Origin of the sequence: Streptomyces sp. NBC_00335 (assembly GCF_036127095.1) — a bacterium.
Lineage (GTDB): Bacteria > Actinomycetota > Actinomycetes > Streptomycetales > Streptomycetaceae > Streptomyces.
In genome coordinates this window covers 5,999,897-6,018,580 of sequence record NZ_CP108006.1, presented here as the reverse complement: position 1 = coordinate 6,018,580, position 18,684 = coordinate 5,999,897, and the positions used below count along the sequence as shown (strand labels likewise).

Sequence of the window (18,684 nt, the reverse complement as noted above, 5' to 3'; positions counted from 1 at the left end):
TAATGCAACACGTTCTCGTTAGACCTGTTCTCGTTGGTCCGCAGACCTGTTCCCGTTGGTTCGTCGGACCTGTTCTCGTTAGACCTGTTCTCGTTAGAGCGGAGCCCCTCATGGCAGAGGACACCCCAGACGTGACACCTCACGTCACCGATCACGGCGGCGGCGTGTGGGGCATCAAGGTCCCCATCCCCGACAATCCGCTCGGCCACACCCTCGTCCACGTCCTCGACACCGACCGCGGTCCGGTCCTCGTCGACACCGGCTGGGACGACCCCGAGTCCTGGGACACCCTCGTCGCCGGCCTCGGCGCCCTGTCCATCGCCGTCGCCGACGTGCACGGCGTGGTCATCACCCACCACCACCCGGACCACCACGGACTGTCCGGCCAGGTCCGCGAGGCCTCCGGCGCCTGGATCGCCATGCACGCCGCCGACACCGAGATCGTGGTGCGGACCCGGGCCTCCGAACCCGGCGTCTGGTTCGACTACATGGCCGAGAAGCTGGCCACCTCCGGAGCCCCCGAGGAGCACATCGCCCCGCTGCGCGCCGCCCGCGCGAGCGGCCGCATGAGCACCCTCCCGGGGCTGCGGGCCGCCGTCCCCGACCGGGAGATCGTGCCCGCCGAGCTGCTGCCGCTGGCGGGCCGCCGGCTGCGGGCGATCTGGACCCCCGGGCACACCCCCGGCCACGTCTGCCTGCACCTGGAGGAGAAGCACCCGGCGAACCTGCCCGGCAACGGCCGCCTCTTCTCCGGGGACCACCTGCTCCCCGGGATCTCCCCGCACATCGGCCTCTACGAGGACCCCTCCTCCGAGCGGGTCACCGACCCCCTCGGCGACTACCTCGACTCCCTCGAACGCATCGGCCGCCTCCAGCCCGCCGAGGTGCTCCCGGCCCACCAGCACGCCTTCACCGACGCGCAGGGCCGCGTACGGGAACTCCTGGACCACCACGAGGACCGGCTGACCGGGCTGCGCGAACTGCTCGCCGCCGAGCCGCTGACCCCGTGGGCGCTGGCGGAGCGGATGGAGTGGAACCGGCCCTGGGAACAGATCCCGTACGGCTCCCGGAACATCGCCGTCTCCGAAGCGGAGGCCCACCTGCGGCGCCTGGTGAAGCAGGGCCGCGCGGAGGCGGTGCCGGGCACCGACCCCGTGACGTACCGCGCCGTGTAAGGGGTGCTGGTGGGCGGCGCCACCCGGCACCGGAGCTACGGGCCGGTAGAGTATGGGCGTCGTCCACACTTCCGTACGGGGGGAAGCCGGTGCGAATCCGGCGCTGACCCGCAACCGTGATCCTCCCCGGCAGCATCGGGGCGGGGAGCCGGATTGCCCCGTTCCGGAGGTGCGCGGCTCGTGCCGCCGGGGCCTCCGGCGGCCGGCACCGTCGAGGTAAACGGAGCCGGAGCCCGGTGCCAGCCTCCGCTGCTGTGCTGCCTGCCTCCGGGTCCCCAGCACGAGAGGCACCCGCCCCGCCATGAACGTCCGCCGCAGCGCCGCCACGCTCGCCGCCTCCGCCGTGCTCTGCGTGGGCGCGGCCCCCGCGGCCCTCGCCGATGTCGCCACCCCGTCCCCGGCGCCCGTGGTCCCCTCCGGGCTCTACGGCAAGAACGACCCGACGTACGACGGAGTGTGGCGGCAGTCGTTCGCGCTGCTCGCCCAGCACACCGTGGGCGTGAAGCCCGCGCAGCAGGCCGTGGACTGGCTCGTCGGGCAGCAGTGCGCCGACGGCGGCTTCGCCTCCTTCCGCGCGGACACCGCCGCCGCGTGCGACGCGAAGACGATGCTCGACACGAACGCCACCGCGGTGGCCGTGCAGGCGCTGAAGGCGCTCGGCGGCCAGGACGCGGTCGTGAAGAAGGGCGTGGACTGGCTGAAGTCCGTCCAGAACGCGGACGGCGGCTGGGCCTACGTCCCCGGCTCCCCGAGCGAGGCCAGCTCCACCTCCGTGGTGATCAGCGCGCTGTCGGCGGCGGGCGAGAAGCCGACCGAGGTCAAGTCCAAGGACGGCAAGTCCGCGTACGAGGGTCTGCTCGCCTTCCAGCTCGGCTGCTCGGCCGAGCCGGCCGCCGACCGGGGTGCCTTCGCCTACCAGCCGACGGCCGACGGCAAGCTCCCCGCCAACGCCGACGCGACGGCCGCCGCCGTACTGGCCGGCCTCGGCAAGGGCGCGCTCGTCTCCCCCTCCTCCTCTCCCACGGACGCCCCCGCGGCCGCGCTCGCCTGCCCGGCGACCGCCGGTGACCCGGCGGCGGCGGCCCAGGGCGCGGCCGGATACCTGGCGCAGGCCCTGAAGAAGGACGGCCACCTCACCGCCCTCACCCCGGGCGCCGACCAGCCGACCCCGGACACCGGCAACACCGCCGACGCGGTCATCGCCCTGGCCGCGGCCGGGCACAAGCAGTCCGCGGCGGGCGCCCTGGAGTGGCTGAAGACCAACTCCGCCGAGTGGTCCAAGGGCAGCCCGGCCGCCCTGGGCACCCTGGTCCTGGCCGCGCACGCGACCGGCACCGACCCGAAGTCCTTCGGCGGCACCGACCTGGTCGCGGCCCTGAACGCGACGGGCCCCGCGCCGCAGAGCGCCTCCGCGAAGGCGTCCGACCAGCCGGCGGAGAAGAAGGACGAGAAGAAGGAGAAGGACTCCGGCAGCAACGTCTGGTGGATGATCCTCGCGGGCGCCGCGGCCGGCATGGGCATCGGCATCGTGCTGAGCGGCCGCCGGAAGAAGAACCAGCTCTGATGCGCCGCCGCCGTCCGGCTCTGCCGGTCCTCGTGCTCGGCGTCATCCTGACGGTGCTGGCCGCCTCGCCCGCCCTGGCCTCGACCTACCGCTACTGGTCGTTCTGGGACGGCGCGGGCGGCACGTGGGCGTACGCCACCCAGGGCCCCTCCTCGCTGCGCCCGGCGGACGGCTCCGTGCAGGGCTTCCACTTCGTGGTGAGCAAGGACGCGGCCGATCAGGCCGCCCCGCCGCGCGCGGACGCCGACTTCGCGGCCATCTGCTCGGGCACCGCCCCGGTGGCGGGCAAGAAGCGGATCGCCCTGGTCATCGACTTCGGCACGCCCGCCGAAGCCCAGGCGGGCGAGACCCCGCCGCAGGACGCTCCGCGCACGGCGTGCGCGCAGGTCGCCCCGGACGCCACGACGGCCGAGGCGCTGGCCGAGGTGGCCAAGCCGCTGCGCTACAACAGCGCGGCGCTGCTGTGCGCGGTCTCGGGCTACCCGAAGCGGGGCTGCGGCGAACCCGTCGAGGACACCGTCACGGCCACGGCAACGGCCACCGCCCCGGGCGAGCCGACCGCCGAATCCGACCCGAACGGCGGGGGCCCGTCGGCGGGCCTCCTCGCGGGCATCGCAGCGGTGGCCGCCCTGGGCGCAGCCGCGTTCTGGCAGTCCCGCCGCCGCACCCGATGACGGACGGCCCCACGCAGGACGGCGGGACGGTCGCCGACGGCGGGCAACCCAGCATCAGGGCCACCCGCTCCCGCCCGCCCACCCGCACGGGTGGTGCGGGTGGGAACCCCGCCCGGCCGCAGGCCGGGCGCACGCCCCACGGCGCGTCAGGCTACGTCCCGCCCCCGACCGGCCCGAACGCCCCCGCCGGGGCGATCCGCACCCCGCGCGTGCCGACGTACAAGAAGAAATGGCAGGCCCCCGAGGCATCGCGTGGCAACGCCCTGCACGCGGGTGCCTGGTGGCTCTGGGCCCTCGGGCTCGCCACCGCCGCCTCCCGGACCACCAACCCGCTGCTCCTCGGCCTGATCGTCGGCGTCGCCGGGTACGTGGTCGCGGCCCGCCGTACCGACGCCCCGTGGGCGCGTTCCTACGGGGCGTTCGTCAAGCTCGGGCTCTTCGTCATCGGGCTGCGCCTCGTCTTCTCCATGCTCCTCGGCTCCCCCATCCCCGGCGCGCACATCCTCTTCACCCTCCCGGAGATCCCGCTCCCGGACTGGACGCAGGGCATCCGGCTGGGTGGCCGGGTCACCGCCGAGCAGCTCGTGTTCGCCTTCTACGAGGGCATGAAGCTGGCCACGCTCCTCATCTGCGTCGGCGCCGCCAACGCCCTCGCGAACCCGGCTCGGCTGCTGAAGTCGCTGCCCGCGGCCCTGTACGAGGTCGGCGTGGCCGTGGTCGTCGCGATGACCTTCGCGCCGAACATGGTCGCGGACGTGGTCCGCCTGCGTACGGCCCGCCGCCTGCGCGGCCGCCCCACGGGCGGGGTCAAGGCGATCCTCCAGATCGGCCTGCCGGTCCTGGAAGGCGCACTGGAACGCTCGGTCGCCATCGCCGCCTCCATGGACGCCCGCGGCTACGGCCGCACCGCGCAGGTCCCGGCCGCCGTGCGCCACACCACCAACGTGCTCACCCTCGGCGGGCTGCTCGGCATCTGCGCGGGCACGTACGGGCTCATGGCGGCGGAGGGCGCCGGATACGGCCTCACCCTCCTCCTCTTCTCCCTCCTCCTGGCCCTGGCCGGGCTGCGCCTCGGCGGCCGCCGGTCGATCCGAACCCGCTACCGGCCCGACCGGTGGGGCGTACGGGCCTGGCTGGTCGCCGGGTCGGGCGCGGCGGTGGCGGCGCTGCTGATCCGGGCCGCGTCCCTGGACCCGGAGGCCCTGCGCCCCGGCGTCGTCCCCCTCGTCGTCCCGACCCTCCCGCTCTGGCCGGCCGCGGCGATCCTCATCGGCCTCCTCCCGGCGCTGGTGGCCCCCCTACCCCCCTCACCGCAGAAGGAGGCACCCCGCCCGTGATCGTCTTCGAAGACGTATCGGTGACCTACGAGGGCGCGACCGCCCCCTCCCTCGCGCACGCCGATTTCACGCTCCCCGAAGGGGAGCTGACCCTCCTGGTCGGCCCCTCCGGCGTCGGCAAGTCCACCCTGCTCGGGGCGGTCTCGGGCCTGGTCCCGCACTTCACCGGCGGCACCCTCAAGGGCCGGGTCACGGTCGCCGGCCGCGACACGCGCACGCACAAGCCGCGGGAACTCGCGGACGTCGTCGGCACGGTCGGCCAGGACCCGCTGGCGCACTTCGTGACGGACGTCGTCGAGGACGAGCTCGCCTACGGCATGGAGTCCCTGGGCCTGCCGCCCTCCGTCATGCGCCGCCGCGTCGAGGAGACCCTCGACCTCCTCGGCCTGAACGACCTGCGCGACCGCCCCATCGCCACCCTGTCCGGAGGCCAGCAGCAGCGGGTGGCGATCGGTTCGGTCCTGACCCCGCACCCGCGCGTCCTGGTCCTGGACGAGCCCACCTCGGCCCTGGACCCGGCGGCGGCGGAAGAAGTCCTGGCCGTCCTGCAACGCCTGGTCCACGACCTGGGCACGACCGTCCTGATGGCGGAGCACCGCCTGGAGCGAGTGGTCCAGTACGCCGACCGCGTCCTGCTCCTCCCCTCCCCCACCGCACCCCCCGTCCTGGGCACCCCGTCGGACATCATGGCCATCTCCCCGGTCCACCCCCCGGTGGTAGCCCTGGGCCGCCTGGCAGCCTGGTCCCCCCTCCCCCTCTCCATCCGAGACGCCCGCCGCCAAGCCACCCCCCTCCGCACCCGCCTCTCCACCATCACCCCACCCCTACCGACCCCACCCCATCCCGAAACGAACACCAAGCCACAGCCGGAAACGACGCCCGGCACGGGCCCCCGTGCCGGTGCTGGGGCGCAGCCCCAGGCTGAGGCCGGGGCGGAGCCCCAGGCTGGTGCCGGGGCGCAGCCCCCGGCCGTGCCCGGAACGGGCCCCCGTGCCGGTGCTGGGGCGCAGCCTCCGGCGGGGTCCGGGGCGCAGCCCCAGGCCACGCCCGGAACGGACCCCCGTGCCGTTGCCGAGGCGCAGCCTCCGGCGGGGTCCGGGGCGCAGCCCCGCAAGGGGTCCGGGGCGCAGCCCCGGGGAACGGGCGAAGGGTGGGTAGGGGACGGCCCCCCGCAGGGCCCCCGCCCCGGCCTGCTCGCCCGGCTGCGCCGCCGCGGCCTCCGCACCCCCCAGCCGACCCCGGCCGGCCCCACCGGAGCCACCGGAGCCACCGGAGCCACCGGAGCCACCGGAGCAACGGGGGCAACGGGGTCCACCCCGGCCACGGTCAAGGCCGTCTCCCTCCGCCGCGGCCGCGCCGAAGTCCTCCGCGACATCAACCTCACCGTGTCGAGGGGCGAGACCATCGCCCTGATGGGCCGCAACGGCGCCGGAAAGTCCACCCTCCTCGCCACCCTCATCGGCACGCTGGAGCCCACCACCGGCCAGGTGACGGTCAGCGGCCGCACGCCCCACCTCACGCCGCCCCCCGAGATGGTGACCCGCGTCGGCCTCGTCCCCCAGGAGCCCCGCGACCTCCTCTACGCGGACACCGTCGCGGCCGAGTGCACCGCCGCCGACCACGACGCCGGCCAGGCGCCCGGCACGTGCCGTGCCCTCGTCGCCGCGCTCCTGCCCGACGTCCCCGACGACACCCACCCGCGCGACCTCTCCGAGGGCCAGCGCCTGGCCCTCGCCCTGGCGCTGGTCCTGACCGGCCGCCCGGCCCTGCTGCTGCTCGACGAGCCGACCCGCGGGCTGGACTACGCCGCCAAGGCCCGCCTCGTGGAGATCCTGCGCGGGCTCGCCGCCGAGGGCCACGCCATCGTCCTGGCCACCCACGACGTGGAGCTCGCGGCAGAGCTGGCCCACCGCGTGGTGATCCTGGCCGGCGGCGAGATCGTCGCGGACGGCCCGACCGCCGAGGTCGTCGTCTCCTCCCCCGCCTTCGCCCCGCAGGTGGCCAAGATCCTGGCCCCGGGCCACTGGCTCACGGTCTCCCAGGTCGAGGCGGCCCTCTCCACGCAGGCCGACTCATGAGCACCCCCACCCCGGACCCCACCCCCGCCCGCACCCCGGCCGCGAGCCGCCCCGCCGCCCCGGCCGTCCGCCCCCGTTCCCGCCCCCTCCGCATCGGCCCCCGCGCCGCCACCGCCCTGGCCCTCGTCACCCTCATCGGTCTCGCCGGCTTCGGCTGGCCGCTCCTCGCCGACCGCCAGTCCGGTTTCGCCCACGCCCAGGACGCCCCCTGGCTCTTCGCGGCCCTGCTCCCCCTCCTGGTCGGTGTGGTCGTCGCGACCATCTCCGACGACGGGGTGGACGCCAAGGCCGTCGCCATGCTCGGCGTACTGGCCGCGGTGGGGGCCGTGCTGCGCCCGCTCGGCGCCGGTACGGCCGGTCTGGAGCCCATGTTCTTCCTGATGGTGCTGAGCGGCCGGGTCCTCGGCCCGGGCTTCGGCTTCGTCCTGGGCGCGGTCACGATGTTCGCGTCGGCCCTGCTCACGGGTGGTGTCGGGCCGTGGATGCCGTTCCAGATGCTGGCCATGGGCTGGTTCTCGCTGGGCGCCGGGCTGCTGCCGGGTCCGGACCGGATCCGCGGGCGGGCCGAGCTGGCGATGCTCGCGCTGTACGGGTTCCTCGGCTCGTTCGCGTACGGCACGATCATGAACCTTCAGGGCTGGGTGATCCTGCAGGGCATGGGCCAGGGCATCTCCTTCCACCCCGGGGACCCCGTCCCGGCGAACCTCGCGCGCTTCCTCGCGTACTGCCTGGCGACCTCGCTGGGCTGGGACCTGGGCCGGGCCGCGCTCACCGTCGTACTGACCCTCACGATCGGCGCGACCCTGCTGAGGGCGTTGCGGCGGGCGACCCGGAAAGCGGCGTTCGACGCGCCTGTGGCCTTCGATCTGGGGGTCATAAATCCACCCAAACCTTCCCCTGGAAGGCGTACGAACAGCCACGGAGGGTGAGATCCGGGCCGTCCGCCGGTGACCCGCCCCACAGGACCTAGGTCACATACGACCCGGGATAGTAGTCCTTGAACGGCCCGCGCCCACCCCCGTACACGGCCCCCCACCAGCGGCGATGCCCACCCACCCCAAGAGGGGCCGTTGCACCCCGGCTGCGAGGACCACTAGTAAGAGGGGTCGTTGCCAGGCGCGCTCTACCCCCGTAGAACTGGATGAGTCGCAAGGCGGACGGAGACCCCCGGGTCTCCCGCTCCCGCCGGTGAGCCCCTCTCTTTCACGTGAGTGGCTCGTGCACGCCTGCGACTGTCCTTGCCCCCGTCGAAAGGTCCGTCCGTGTCCAACGCCGTCATCCGCCGCATCGCCGCTTCGAAGAAGACCCTCGTCGGTTCCGTCCTCGCCCTGGGTGTCGCCGGCTCCATGCTGGCCGCCGTTCCCGCGCAGGCCGCCCCGATGAGTGCCAAGGCGATCGCTCAGCAGATGATCAAGGACCCGGCGCAGTTCGCGGCGTTCAACAACATCGTTTCCCGTGAGAGCGGCTGGGACCACACCGCCACGAACTCTTCCTCGGGTGCCTACGGCCTGGTCCAGGCCCTGCCGGCCTCGAAGATGTCCTCGGCGGGCTCGGACTGGAAGACCAACCCGGCCACCCAGATCAAGTGGGGCCTGGACTACATGAACTCCCGCTACGGCAGCCCCGAGGGCGCCTGGAGCTTCTGGCAGAACCACCACTGGTACTAAACCACCAGCGGCAGCAGACGAAGCGGTATCGCAGCGGTACTCACGCAGCACCCGCTCAGTACCCACGCACCGCATGCGAAGGCCCCGGCGGCCGACCTCCCCAGGTCCGGCCACCGGGGCCTTCGCGATCCCATCCCACTGGGTCCAGAGGCGGCGCAGCAGTGCTAGAGCCGCTGGATGATGGTGCCCGTCGCCAGCGCGCCACCCGCACACATGGTGATCAGCGCGAACTCCTTGTCCCGGCGCTCCAGCTCGTGCAGCGCGGTGGTGATCAGGCGGGCTCCGGTCGCGCCGACGGGGTGGCCGAGCGCGATGCCGCCGCCGTTGACGTTGACCTTCTCCAGGTCCTGGTCGAAGACCTGGGCCCAGCTGAGGACGACGGAGGCGAAGGCCTCGTTGATCTCGACGAGGTCGATGTCCTTGAGGGACATGCCGGCCTTGCCCAGCACGGCCCGCGTCGCGTCGATCGGCCCGTCGAGGTGGAAGTGCGGGTCGGAGCCGACCAGGGTCTGGGCGACGATCCGGGCGCGCGGCCGCAGCTTGAGCGCGCGGGCCATCTTGCGCGAGGCCCACATCACGGCGGCCGCGCCGTCGGATATCTGCGAGGAGTTCCCGGCGGTGTGCACGGCGGTCGGCATGACCGGCTTGAGCCGGGCGAGCGCCTCCATGGAGGTGTCGCGCAGGCCCTCGTCCCGGTCGACCAGCCGCCACATGCCCTGCCCGGCGGCCTGCTCGGCCTCCGTGGTGGGCACCTGCACGGCGAAGGTCTCGCGCTTGAACCGCTCCTCGGCCCACGCGGCGGCGGCCCGCTGCTGGGACAGGACCCCGAGCTTGTCCACGTCCTCGCGGGTCAGGCCCCGGTGGCGGGCGATGCGCTCGGCGGCCTCGAACTGGTTGGGGAGATCGACGTTCCACTCGTCCGGGAAGGGCTTGCCGGGGCCGTGCTTGGATCCGGAACCGAGCGGTACGCGGCTCATGGCCTCGACCCCGCAGGCGATGCCGATGTCCATGACTCCGCCGGAGATCATGTTGGCGACCATGTGGTTGGCCTGCTGGGAGCTGCCGCACTGACAGTCCACGGTGGTCGCGGCGGTCTCGTACGGGAGGCCCATGGCCAGCCAGGCGTTGCGGGCCGGGTTCATCGACTGCTCGCCGGCGTGGGTGACGGTGCCGCCGACGATCTGCTCCACGCAGTCGGGCTGGATGCCGGTGCGGGCGAGGAGCTCGCGGTAGGTCTCGCCGAGAAGGTAGGCGGGGTGAAGATTGGCGAGCGCGCCCCCGCGCTTGCCGATGGGGGTGCGTACGGCTTCGACGATGACGGGTTCCGCGGCCATGAGCTCGTCCTCTCCTGCTCCTGCGTAGCGCACAGCGCGCATCGGCTAGCGCGCCTCAGCTGACGGGCGGGCCGTCCCGGCGCCCCACCCGAACTAGTACGCGTTCTAGTTCTCCCCGCAGTCTTATGACCAGAACACCCGGTACGCAAGGGTCTTGCACGCGGCTTCCACGGATTCCACACGCAACAGTTGGCGCGGGGCCCCTTGTCACTTCTAGAACTCGTTACTACCTTCAAGCCAACTTCTGATGGGCCGTCAGACTTTGGAGCCGCCCGATGACCTGCCCCGCACTGCCCGAAGGCTTCGATGCCACCGACCCGGACGTACTCCAAGACCGGGTCCCCTACCCCGAGTTCGCATCGCTGCGGCAGACCGCACCCGTGTGGTGGTGCCCGCAGCAGCGGGGCATCACCGGCTTCGACGACGAGGGGTACTGGGCCGTCACCCGGCACGCGGACGTCAAGTACATCTCCACGCACCCGGAGTTGTTCTCCTCCACGACGAACACGGCGATCATCCGCTTCAACGAGCACATCCAGCGCGAGACCATAGATGCCCAGCGATTGATCATGTTGAACATGGATCCGCCGGAACACACCCGCGTACGCCAGATCGTGCAGCGCGGCTTCACCCCGCGGGCCATCCGCGGGCTGGAGGACGCCCTGCGCGACCGGGCCCGCAAGATCGTCGCCGAGGCCCTCGAAGCCTCGGCGGACGGCAGCTTCGACTTCGTCACCCAAGTGGCGTGCGAGCTCCCGCTGCAGGCCATCGCCGAGCTGATCGGCGTACCTCAGGAGGACCGGTCCCGGATCTTCGACTGGTCGAACAAGATGATCGCGTACGACGACCCGGAGTACGCGATCACCGCCGAGGTCGGCGGCAACGCCGCGGCGGAGCTGATCGGTTACGCGATGAACCTGTCCGCCGCCCGCAAGGAATGCCCGGCCAAGGACATCGTCACGCAGCTGGTCGCCGCCGAGGGCCAGGGCAACCTGGGCTCCGACGAGTTCGGCTTCTTCGTCCTCCTGCTGGCGGTCGCGGGCAACGAGACCACCCGCAACGCCATCAGCCACGGCATGCACGCCTTCCTGACCCACCCCGAGCAGTGGGAGCTGTACAAGGCGACCCGGCCCTCGACGGCGGCCGAGGAGATCGTCCGCTGGGCCACCCCCGTGGTGTCCTTCCAGCGCACCGCGACCCAGGACACCGAACTGGGCGGGCAGAAGATCAAGGCCGGCGACCGCGTCGGCATGTTCTACTCCTCCGCCAACCACGACCCCGAGGTCTTCGAGAACCCCGACGTCTTCGACATCACCCGCGACCCGAACCCACACCTGGGCTTCGGCGGCGGCGGGCCGCACTTCTGCCTCGGCAAGTCGCTGGCCATCATGGAGATCGACCTGATGTTCAACGCCCTGGCCGACGCCCTGCCGGACCTGCGCCTCGCCGGAGAGGACCCGCGCCGGCTGCGCGCGGCCTGGCTGAACGGCATCAAGGAACTGCGGGTCAGCCACGGCTGACCCGTGATCCAGGACGGCAGGGGCCCCACCTCCCACGCACGGCCCCTGCCGTCCCTCGGTTGTTACTTGCCAGTCACCGGTCGTTACCATCCCGCCACCTTCGGGATCATTGCCTTGGCGGCGGACCGGACCCCAGACTGCCCGGATGAACCTCGATGACCCCAGCGCGAGACGGTGGCAGCGGCTGCCCACGACGTGGCAGCGGATGGTCGATCTCGGCGACGGTTCCGAGCCCATGAGCCAGGGGGTCCTGGCCCTCATCGAGGCCGCCGGCGAACAGCCGGAACTCCGCCGGCTGTACCCGTACACCAGCCACTTCACCCTCTGGTTCAGCGCCTCCGCCGGCCACCCCTTCGCCGTGACCGCCCCGGCCGTAGAACCCCTCCCCAACGGCCGCTTCCGCGTCCGAGGCCCCCGCCAAACCACCATCCTCGGCGAAACGGACACGGCCCGGGCGGCGATAGCCCTGGTCGTATCCCACCTACCGGCCGAATAGTCCGACCGGGGTCCAGCCCCCATCCGCCCTATCCAGCCCCAATCCAGACCCAGCTCCCGCCGGCCTCAATCCAGCCCCGCCACCCCAAATCCAGCTCCCGCCGGCCCAAATCCAGCCCCGCCGGCGTTTGAGGCGCGGGGGTCCGGGGGCAGCGCCCCCGGCAACGGCCCCGCACGGTCGGGGGTCCGGGGCACAGCCCCGAGGGGTCCGGGGCGCAGCCCCGGGGAACGGGCGAAGGGTGGGTAGGGGACAGCCCCGCAGGGCCCGCCGACGTCGCCCGCCCCGCACGCGCCCCCGCCCCGAGTGGCGAAAGCCACCCCACAGGCGGATTCTGACAGAACGCGGCGATCCATCGCGAAGGGGCGCCGGGGCGGGCTGCTACACCGCCCCGTCACCCCTTCGTCGACGCCGGCCAGCCGGCCAGGCGACCAACCGGCTAGGCCCGAGTCCGCTCAGCGGACCCCGCTCCGACCCGCTCCGGCCGCCGAGGCCGCGGCACGGCCACCCCGGCCGGCACGGCATCGCCCCGGGGCCCCGACAGCACGTAGACGAGCCCGAACCCGGCCCCGACGACGAGCGCGCCCCCGACCGCGTCGAGCACCCAGTGGTTGGCCGTGGCCACGATCGCGCACACCGTGATCGTCGGGTGCAGCGCACCCAGCAGCTTCTGCCAGCCCCTCGGCGCGATCATGACGATCACGATCCCGCACCACAGCGACCAGCCGAAGTGCAGCGAGGGCATCGCCGCGTACTGATTCGAGATCGCGGTCATGGCCCCGTAGCTCGGGTTCGCCAGGTCCTGCACCCCGTGCACGGTGTCGACGTAGCCCATGCCGGGCATGAGCCGCGGCGGCGCCAGCGGATACAGCCAGAACCCTATGAGCGCCAGCACCGTCGCCAGGCCCAGCGAGGCCCGCGCCCAGCGGTAGTCCTTGGGCCGGCGCCAGTACAGGACGGCCAGTATCGCCAGCGGGACCACGAAGTGGAAGGAGGTGTAGTAGAAGTTGAAGAACGCCTCCAGCCAGGGCGTGTTCACCACCGCGTGGTTCACGGCGTGCTCGATGTCGATGCCGAGCGCCTTCTCGATCCCGTGAATCTGGCTCCCGTTGCCCTCCGCCAGACTCCGGCTGGTGGGGGCGGCGGCCCGGATGTGCGAGTAGAGCGAGTACCCGACCCGTATCAGGAGCAGTTCCAGCAGCAGGTTCGGACGCGACAGCACCCGCCGCCAGAACGGCAGCAGCGGCACCCGCGACCACCGCGCGGGCGCGGGCCGCCCGTAGGCGGTGGGGACCGGCTCGCGCCAGTACGGGGAGGAGCGCGGCAGGAACGGCACCGCGCAGGCCGCCGCGAGGGCCGCGAGCAGCAGCACGTTGTCCCGTACGGGGGCCAGCGCGACCAGGTTGGGCAGCAGGACGTCGCTGGGCAGGGTCATGGCGAGGACCACGGCCACCGGCCACACGGGCCGGTCGGCGGCCCGCTTGCCGACCTTGCCGGCGACCGCGAGCAGCACCCACAGCATCTGGTGGCGCCACCCGGTCGGGGACACGGCGACGGCCACGCAGCCGGTGATCGCGACGGCGAGCAGCAGCTGGCCGTCACGGGCGTAGCGGGCTGCGCGGCGCAGGCCGATCCACACGATCGGAGCCGCGAGGGCGGCGTAGAGCAGGATCTCGCCGGGGCCGGAGAGGCCCAGGCGCAGCAGGGCGCCGTGCACGGACTGGTTGGCGATGCTGCCGGGTGCGCCGCCGAGGCCGGTGCCGGCCAGGTGCTGGACCCAGTACGTCCACGAGTCGCCGGGCAGCGCCGCCCAGGACAGCGCGGTGGCGCCGGCGAAGGTCACGGCGGCGGAGCGCGCGGTGACCCGGCGCCCGGACAGCCAGAGCAGTGGCGCGAAGAGCAGCAGCGCGGGCTGCAGGGCTGCGGCCAGGCCGATCAGGAAGCCGGAGGGGCGCTCGCTCGGGACCCGGAACACGGCGAGGAGCACCAACAGCACCGGCAGCACGGCGGTCTGCCCGGGCAGGGCGGCTTCGCGGACGGGCAGCGAGACCATCATCAGCGCGACCAGCACGGGCGCGGCGAGCAGCGCGGTGCGCCGCGGCACGGGGTCGGGCAGGGCGCGCGCGGCGACCAGCCCGACGGCGGCGACGAGCAGCAGCGTCACGCAGGTCCAGGCCACCTCCAGGGAGGGCGCGGCGAGCCCCAGGAGCGGTTTGAGGACCAGCCCCGCGAAGGGCGTCCCCGTGAACTGGCCGCTCCCATAGAGCGAGCCGGGCAGGCCGCCCGGGAGGTGGAAGCCGCTGAGCCACTCGCCCGGTGGCACGCGCAGCACTACCGCGGCCTGCCTGACGGCGAGCAGCAGGGCCAGTGCCCACAGCATGAGGCGCGCCGCCCCGAGCCTGCCGCCGCCGCTACCGCCTATGACCCCGGCATGTCCGTTCGCACCACTGTGCTCCGCCGCGTTAGCCACGCCTCGCCGGCCTCCCGCCCTGTTGACCGCAACCCTGACTTCGCCTGGCTGCCGCGTTTCGTACCGCGTTTCATACCGCGTGCTTCATTTACCCGGACGACGATATCCCCCGCGCGATACCTAGGATGGCGGGCATGAGCATCGTGAAGATCAACGCCCTCACCGTCCCGGACGAACAGCGGGAGGTTCTGGAGCAGCGGTTCGCCTCCCGTGCGGGCTCCGTGGAGAGCTCGGACGGCTTCGAATGGTTCGAGCTGCTGCGCCCCGTCGAGGGCACGGACCAGTATCTCGTGTACACGCGGTGGCGTTCCGAGGCGGACTTCCAGGCGTGGATGGACGGGCCCATGAAGGCGGCCCACCAGGGCGGCGGCGCGGGGCGCCCGGGTGGCGCTCCGGCGGGCGGCGAGGGCTCCGAGGGCGGTGCGGAGCGGCCGAAGCCCGCTGCCACGGGCTCGACGGTGTGGTCGTTCGAGGTCGTGCAGCAGGCGGCGCCGAAGCAGGGCTGAGCGTTGGAAGGGCCCGGAGCCGCGGCTCCGGGCCCTTCTCGGTTTCCTGGGGGCTCAGGCCCAGAAGGCGTCGGTCTCCTCGATGTCCTCGGTGCAGACGTCGAGGTCGCTGATCTTTCCGGCGACGATCGTGAAGAAGATCCCCTCGTGGATCTCGATCCCGCGGTCACCGCGGTCGGCGCGCGTTGTGTGGAAACTCATGACGTGGCCGCGGCCGTCGGCGAGCACTTTGTCCAGATGTACGTTGAATGTGCCGTTCGTCTCCTCGCCGAGTCGGCGGTAGAGGTCGAAGACGGCTTCCCGGCCCTTGTGGTGCCCTGAGAGGGGGCCGCTCCCGGGCATGTGCTGGATGACGTCGGCCGTCATCATCGTGCTCAGCTTCTCCATGTCGCCCCGGCCGAACGCCTCGTAGCCGCGGCGGATCAGGGCACAGTCAGGATGCTCCGACATGACGGTCACGCCCTTCGTGGGAACGGTTTGCCCTTTTTCCTATCATCGGCCCGGCCCTGTGGATATTCCAGCGCGGGCGGCGGTGGGCGGCTCCACAATGACGTCATGACCAGCAGAGAGACCCCCACCACGACTACGACTGCAACTACGACTACGCCTACGCCTACGGCTACGACTACGGCTACGACCGGGACTGCGACCGGGGCCGGTACCGGGAGCACGGCCGGGGCCACCCCTCCGTCCCAGTCCCCGCCCCCGTCCCACGCCCCGGCCGGGACCTGGCAGGTTGCCGCCGAGCCGTTCACCACTCCGGACGCCACGCTGCTGCGCCGCGCCTACTACGCGGAGGTGGCCGGGCGGTACTGGCGGCGGTCCGTCACCGAGGCCGAGATCGACCAGGGCCTCCTGGACTTCCCGGACGACGAGCTCACGGCGCCGACGGGCCGGTTCGTGGTCGGCAGACTCGACGGCCTGCCCCTCGCCTGCGGAGGGATACGTCTCCTGGACCCCGTCACCGCCGAGCTCACCCGGGTGTACGTGGACCCGCGCGCCCGCGGCACGGGCGGCGGGGCGGCCCTGCTCCGGGTCCTGGAGGACGCCGGCCGCGCGCTGGGCGCCGAGCGGGTCCGGCTGGACACCCGGTCCGACCTGGTGGAGGCCCGCGCGTTGTACGCGCGCCAGGGGTACGCGGAGATACCCGCGTACAGCTCCGGTCCCTACGCCGAGCACTGGTTCGAGAAGCGCCTGGTCTGACCGGCACCCCGCGGGGTGGTTCACCTGGCGGAGTGGTCCCGGCGGGGCAGGGTCTCGTAGGGCTCCTCGTCGACGGAACCGCAGAGCTCCGAGTTGATCTCCGCCACCAGCTCGGACAGGTCGGTCGGGCGGTCCGCGGTCCACCAGTCGCCGAGCAGCTCGGCGAGCGACTCCTCCCGCGCGGCCGACAGCTTCAGCGCGCTCTCCCGCCCCTTCGCCGTCAGAACCAGCGGCAGCCCGTCGCGGACGGCCAGCCCCCGTTCCTCGATCTGACGGCCCGCGTCCGTGATGGCCCGCAGCGGCACCATGGTCTTCTCCGCCAGCACGGCCGGATCGACGGTTCCGTACTTGTTGATCCGCAGCAGCATCCAGCTGGCGGCGGGCAGCAGGTCGTAGCCGGCCTTCGCGGTGATCTTCTCGTAGACGTGCTTGCGGCCCTGGAGGGTCCCGAGCACCGTCAGAGCGCGGGCGACCTCATCGCGGGAGGAGCGCTGGACGGGGTTGGAAGCGAGGGTCTCGGTGACATCGGGCGCCGTCACCGAACCGCGCAGCTTGTCCTCCTTGAGGAACCAGGCCACGACGAAGGCCACGAGCACCACGGGCGCCGCGTAGAGGAAGACGTCGGTGATGGAGGTGGAGTAGGCGTCAAGCACGCGCGGTCGCAGCACGGCGGGGAGGGCGCCGATGGCACGCGGGTCGGCCTCCAGCTTGCCCGCGTCCAGCCCTGGCGGCAGCGGGACCCCCTTGAGCGCACCGGCCAGCTTGTCGTCGAGCCGGTTGGTGAAGATCGTGCCGAAGATGGCGACGCCGAAGGAGGCGCCGATGGAGCGGAAGAAGGTGGCACCCGAGGTGGCGACACCGAGGTCGGCGTAGCTGACCGAGTTCTGCACCACGAGGACGAGCACCTGCATGACCAGGCCGAGGCCGGCGCCGAAGACGAAGAAGTAGACGCTCATCTCCCAGGTGGAGCTGGTGCGCTCCAGCTGGTGCAGGAGCAGCAGCCCGACCGCGGTCAGTGCGGTGCCCGCGATCGGGAAGACCTTCCAGCGCCCGGTGCGGCTGACGATCTGGCCGGACACGGTGGAGGTGATCAGCAGTCCGAGCACCATCGGCAGCATGTGGACGCCCGACATGGTCGGGGAGACGCCCTGGACCACCTGGAGGAAGGTCGGCAGGTAGACCATCGCGCCGAACATCGCGAAGCCGACGATGAAGCTGATCAGCGAGCAGAGCGTGAAGGTCCGGATCCGGAACAGCTTGAGCGGGAGCACCGGCTCCACGGCCCGCCGCTCGACGATGACGAAGGCGACCAGCAGGACCAGGCCGAGTACCGCGAGCCCGATGATCTGCGGGGAGCTCCAGCCCCAGGTGCCCCCGAGCGAGGCCACGAGCACCAGGCAGGTCGCGACGGAGGCGATGAGGAAGGTGCCGAGGTAGTCGATGGTGTGCTTCTCGGTGCGCACCGGGATCTTCAGGCTCGTGGCGATGACGATGAGGGCGACGAGACCGATGGGGAGGTTGATGTAGAAGACCCAGCGCCACGACAGGTGGTCCACGAACAGTCCGCCCAGCAGCGGACCCAGCACGCTGGTGGCTCCGAAGACGGCGCCGAAGAGCCCCTGATACTTGCCGCGTTCGCGCGGCGGGACGATGTCTCCGACGATCGCCATCGACAGCACCATCAGCCCGCCGCCGCCCAGTCCCTGCAGCGCGCGGAAGCCGATGAGCTGCGGCATGTTCTGCGCCAGGCCGCACAGGGCGGACCCGATCAGGAAGATCACGATGGCGGACTGGAAGAGCTTCTTGCGCCCGTACTGGTCCCCGAGCTTGCCCCACAGCGGCGTGGCGGCCGTCGAGGCGAGCATGTAGGCCGTGACCACCCACGACAGGTGCGACATCCCGCCGAGATCGCTGACGATCGTCGGCAGGGCCGTCGACACGATCGTCTGGTCGAGCGAAGAGATGAGCAGCCCCAGCAGCAGCGCACCGATGGAAACGAGCACTTCCCTCGATGCGTGTTCGGCGCTGGGGCCGGATGTCCGCTTCCGCGGGTCGGGCTCCGTGGTCACGTCCTGCACCATCGGCTCCTCCTCAGGCCTGATCGACTCCTCCATCCTGATCGGTGTGTCCGGTTATGGCCTGTCGGGCGGGTTGGGCGGGTTACCGGGGGTCTGCATAATCGCAGGCAGCAGCCAGGGGAGGGATTCGAGTGAGCACTGAGCAATGTCCGGAATGCAGCAGAACGGGAGGGGCCTGCGACTGCGCACCAGGGTTCCAGCCCCTGCGCGTCCGCCCCTACGTATCCCTCCCGAACGCCACCCCACCCCCACCCGCCCCCACCCCGCCGCACCCCACGGCACACCCCGGCCAGGCGGACACGACGGCACACCCCGGCCAGGCGGACACCACGCCACACCCCGGCCCGGCGGGCACGACACCCCCGCCCGCGGCCTGGTCGGACAGCACTCCGCCGCACACCGACCCGGCGGGCACCACGCCACGCCCCGGCCAGGCGGGCACGGCACCCCCGCCCGCGGCCTGGTCGGACAGCACTCCGCCGCACACCGACCCGGCGGGCACCACGCCCCGCGGCGCACCCGGCACTCCCCCGCCTGCCCCCGACCGGGCTGGCCTCACGGCACACCCAGGCCAGATACCCGGCC

15 protein-coding genes are annotated in these 18,684 nt (G+C 72.5%); 11 read left to right on the top strand and 4 right to left on the bottom strand.

From position 1 onward, the window contains the following. Positions 1–110: 110 nt before the first annotated feature. The 7 genes from OHA37_RS27340 (at position 111) to OHA37_RS27310 (ending at position 8,495) form a co-directional block, all read left to right on the top strand. Positions 111–1,175, top strand: coding sequence for an MBL fold metallo-hydrolase (locus tag OHA37_RS27340; RefSeq protein WP_266909217.1), 1,065 nt, complete (start codon positions 111–113; stop codon positions 1,173–1,175). Between the two features lie 301 nt (positions 1,176–1,476). Continuing rightward, on the top strand, positions 1,477–2,739 hold the full coding sequence (locus OHA37_RS27335; protein WP_266909216.1) for a prenyltransferase/squalene oxidase repeat-containing protein: 1,263 nt from the start codon (positions 1,477–1,479) through the stop codon (positions 2,737–2,739). Then, positions 2,739–3,413 carry an SCO2322 family protein gene (locus OHA37_RS27330; protein ID WP_266909215.1) on the top strand — a complete coding sequence of 225 codons (675 nt, stop codon included), beginning with the start codon at positions 2,739–2,741 and terminating at the stop codon, positions 3,411–3,413. The genes OHA37_RS27335 and OHA37_RS27330 overlap by 1 nt, the downstream gene beginning before the upstream one ends. Continuing rightward, a complete protein-coding gene (locus tag OHA37_RS27325) occupies positions 3,410–4,750 on the top strand; it encodes an energy-coupling factor transporter transmembrane component T (protein WP_266909214.1) in 1,341 nt (446 codons plus the stop codon). Before OHA37_RS27330 ends, OHA37_RS27325 begins: the two co-directional genes overlap by 4 nt. Continuing rightward, positions 4,747–6,828, top strand: a complete 2,082-nt coding sequence (locus OHA37_RS27320) for an ABC transporter ATP-binding protein (protein ID WP_266909213.1) — start codon at positions 4,747–4,749, stop codon at positions 6,826–6,828. The genes OHA37_RS27325 and OHA37_RS27320 overlap by 4 nt, the downstream gene beginning before the upstream one ends. Continuing rightward, complete coding sequence (locus tag OHA37_RS27315) at positions 6,825–7,757, top strand: ECF transporter S component (RefSeq protein WP_266909212.1); 933 nt, start codon at positions 6,825–6,827, stop codon at positions 7,755–7,757. Before OHA37_RS27320 ends, OHA37_RS27315 begins: the two co-directional genes overlap by 4 nt. Positions 7,758–8,090: 333 nt before the next feature. Continuing rightward, a complete protein-coding gene (locus OHA37_RS27310; RefSeq protein ID WP_266909211.1) occupies positions 8,091–8,495 on the top strand; it encodes a transglycosylase SLT domain-containing protein in 405 nt (134 codons plus the stop codon). 164 nt (positions 8,496–8,659) lie between these two features. On the opposite strand, the gene OHA37_RS27305 is transcribed toward OHA37_RS27310, so the two are convergent. Next, positions 8,660–9,829, bottom strand: coding sequence for a steroid 3-ketoacyl-CoA thiolase (locus OHA37_RS27305; RefSeq protein ID WP_266877343.1), 1,170 nt, complete (start codon positions 9,827–9,829; stop codon positions 8,660–8,662). 275 nt (positions 9,830–10,104) lie between these two features. Between OHA37_RS27305 and OHA37_RS27300 the strand changes: the two genes are divergently transcribed. Continuing rightward, positions 10,105–11,349, top strand: a complete 1,245-nt coding sequence (locus OHA37_RS27300; RefSeq protein WP_266909210.1) for a cytochrome P450 — start codon at positions 10,105–10,107, stop codon at positions 11,347–11,349. A gap of 145 nt (positions 11,350–11,494) precedes the next feature. Next, positions 11,495–11,845, top strand: a complete 351-nt coding sequence (locus OHA37_RS27295) for a DUF6193 family natural product biosynthesis protein (protein ID WP_266909209.1) — start codon at positions 11,495–11,497, stop codon at positions 11,843–11,845. A gap of 436 nt (positions 11,846–12,281) precedes the next feature. Here OHA37_RS27295 and OHA37_RS27290 read toward each other — a convergent pair whose 3' ends face one another. Beyond that, a complete protein-coding gene (locus OHA37_RS27290) occupies positions 12,282–14,222 on the bottom strand; it encodes a bifunctional glycosyltransferase 87/phosphatase PAP2 family protein (RefSeq protein ID WP_266913119.1) in 1,941 nt (646 codons plus the stop codon). 224 nt (positions 14,223–14,446) lie between these two features. Between OHA37_RS27290 and OHA37_RS27285 the strand changes: the two genes are divergently transcribed. Next, positions 14,447–14,818: an antibiotic biosynthesis monooxygenase family protein gene (locus OHA37_RS27285; protein WP_266909208.1), complete on the top strand. Its 372-nt coding sequence runs from the start codon at positions 14,447–14,449 to the stop codon at positions 14,816–14,818. 54 nt (positions 14,819–14,872) lie between these two features. Here OHA37_RS27285 and OHA37_RS27280 read toward each other — a convergent pair whose 3' ends face one another. Further along, positions 14,873–15,268, bottom strand: coding sequence for a nuclear transport factor 2 family protein (locus OHA37_RS27280; protein ID WP_266909207.1), 396 nt, complete (start codon positions 15,266–15,268; stop codon positions 14,873–14,875). 321 nt (positions 15,269–15,589) lie between these two features. On the opposite strand from OHA37_RS27280, the gene OHA37_RS27275 reads away from it, so the two are divergent. Further along, entirely contained in the window at positions 15,590–16,021 is a 432-nt protein-coding gene (locus tag OHA37_RS27275; RefSeq protein WP_266913117.1) for a GNAT family N-acetyltransferase, read from the top strand. A gap of 20 nt (positions 16,022–16,041) precedes the next feature. Here the strand turns inward: OHA37_RS27275 and OHA37_RS27270 are convergent, their stop codons facing one another. Further along, positions 16,042–18,102 carry an MDR family MFS transporter gene (locus OHA37_RS27270; RefSeq protein WP_266909206.1) on the bottom strand — a complete coding sequence of 687 codons (2,061 nt, stop codon included), beginning with the start codon at positions 18,100–18,102 and terminating at the stop codon, positions 16,042–16,044. Positions 18,103–18,684: the final 582 nt, after the last annotated feature.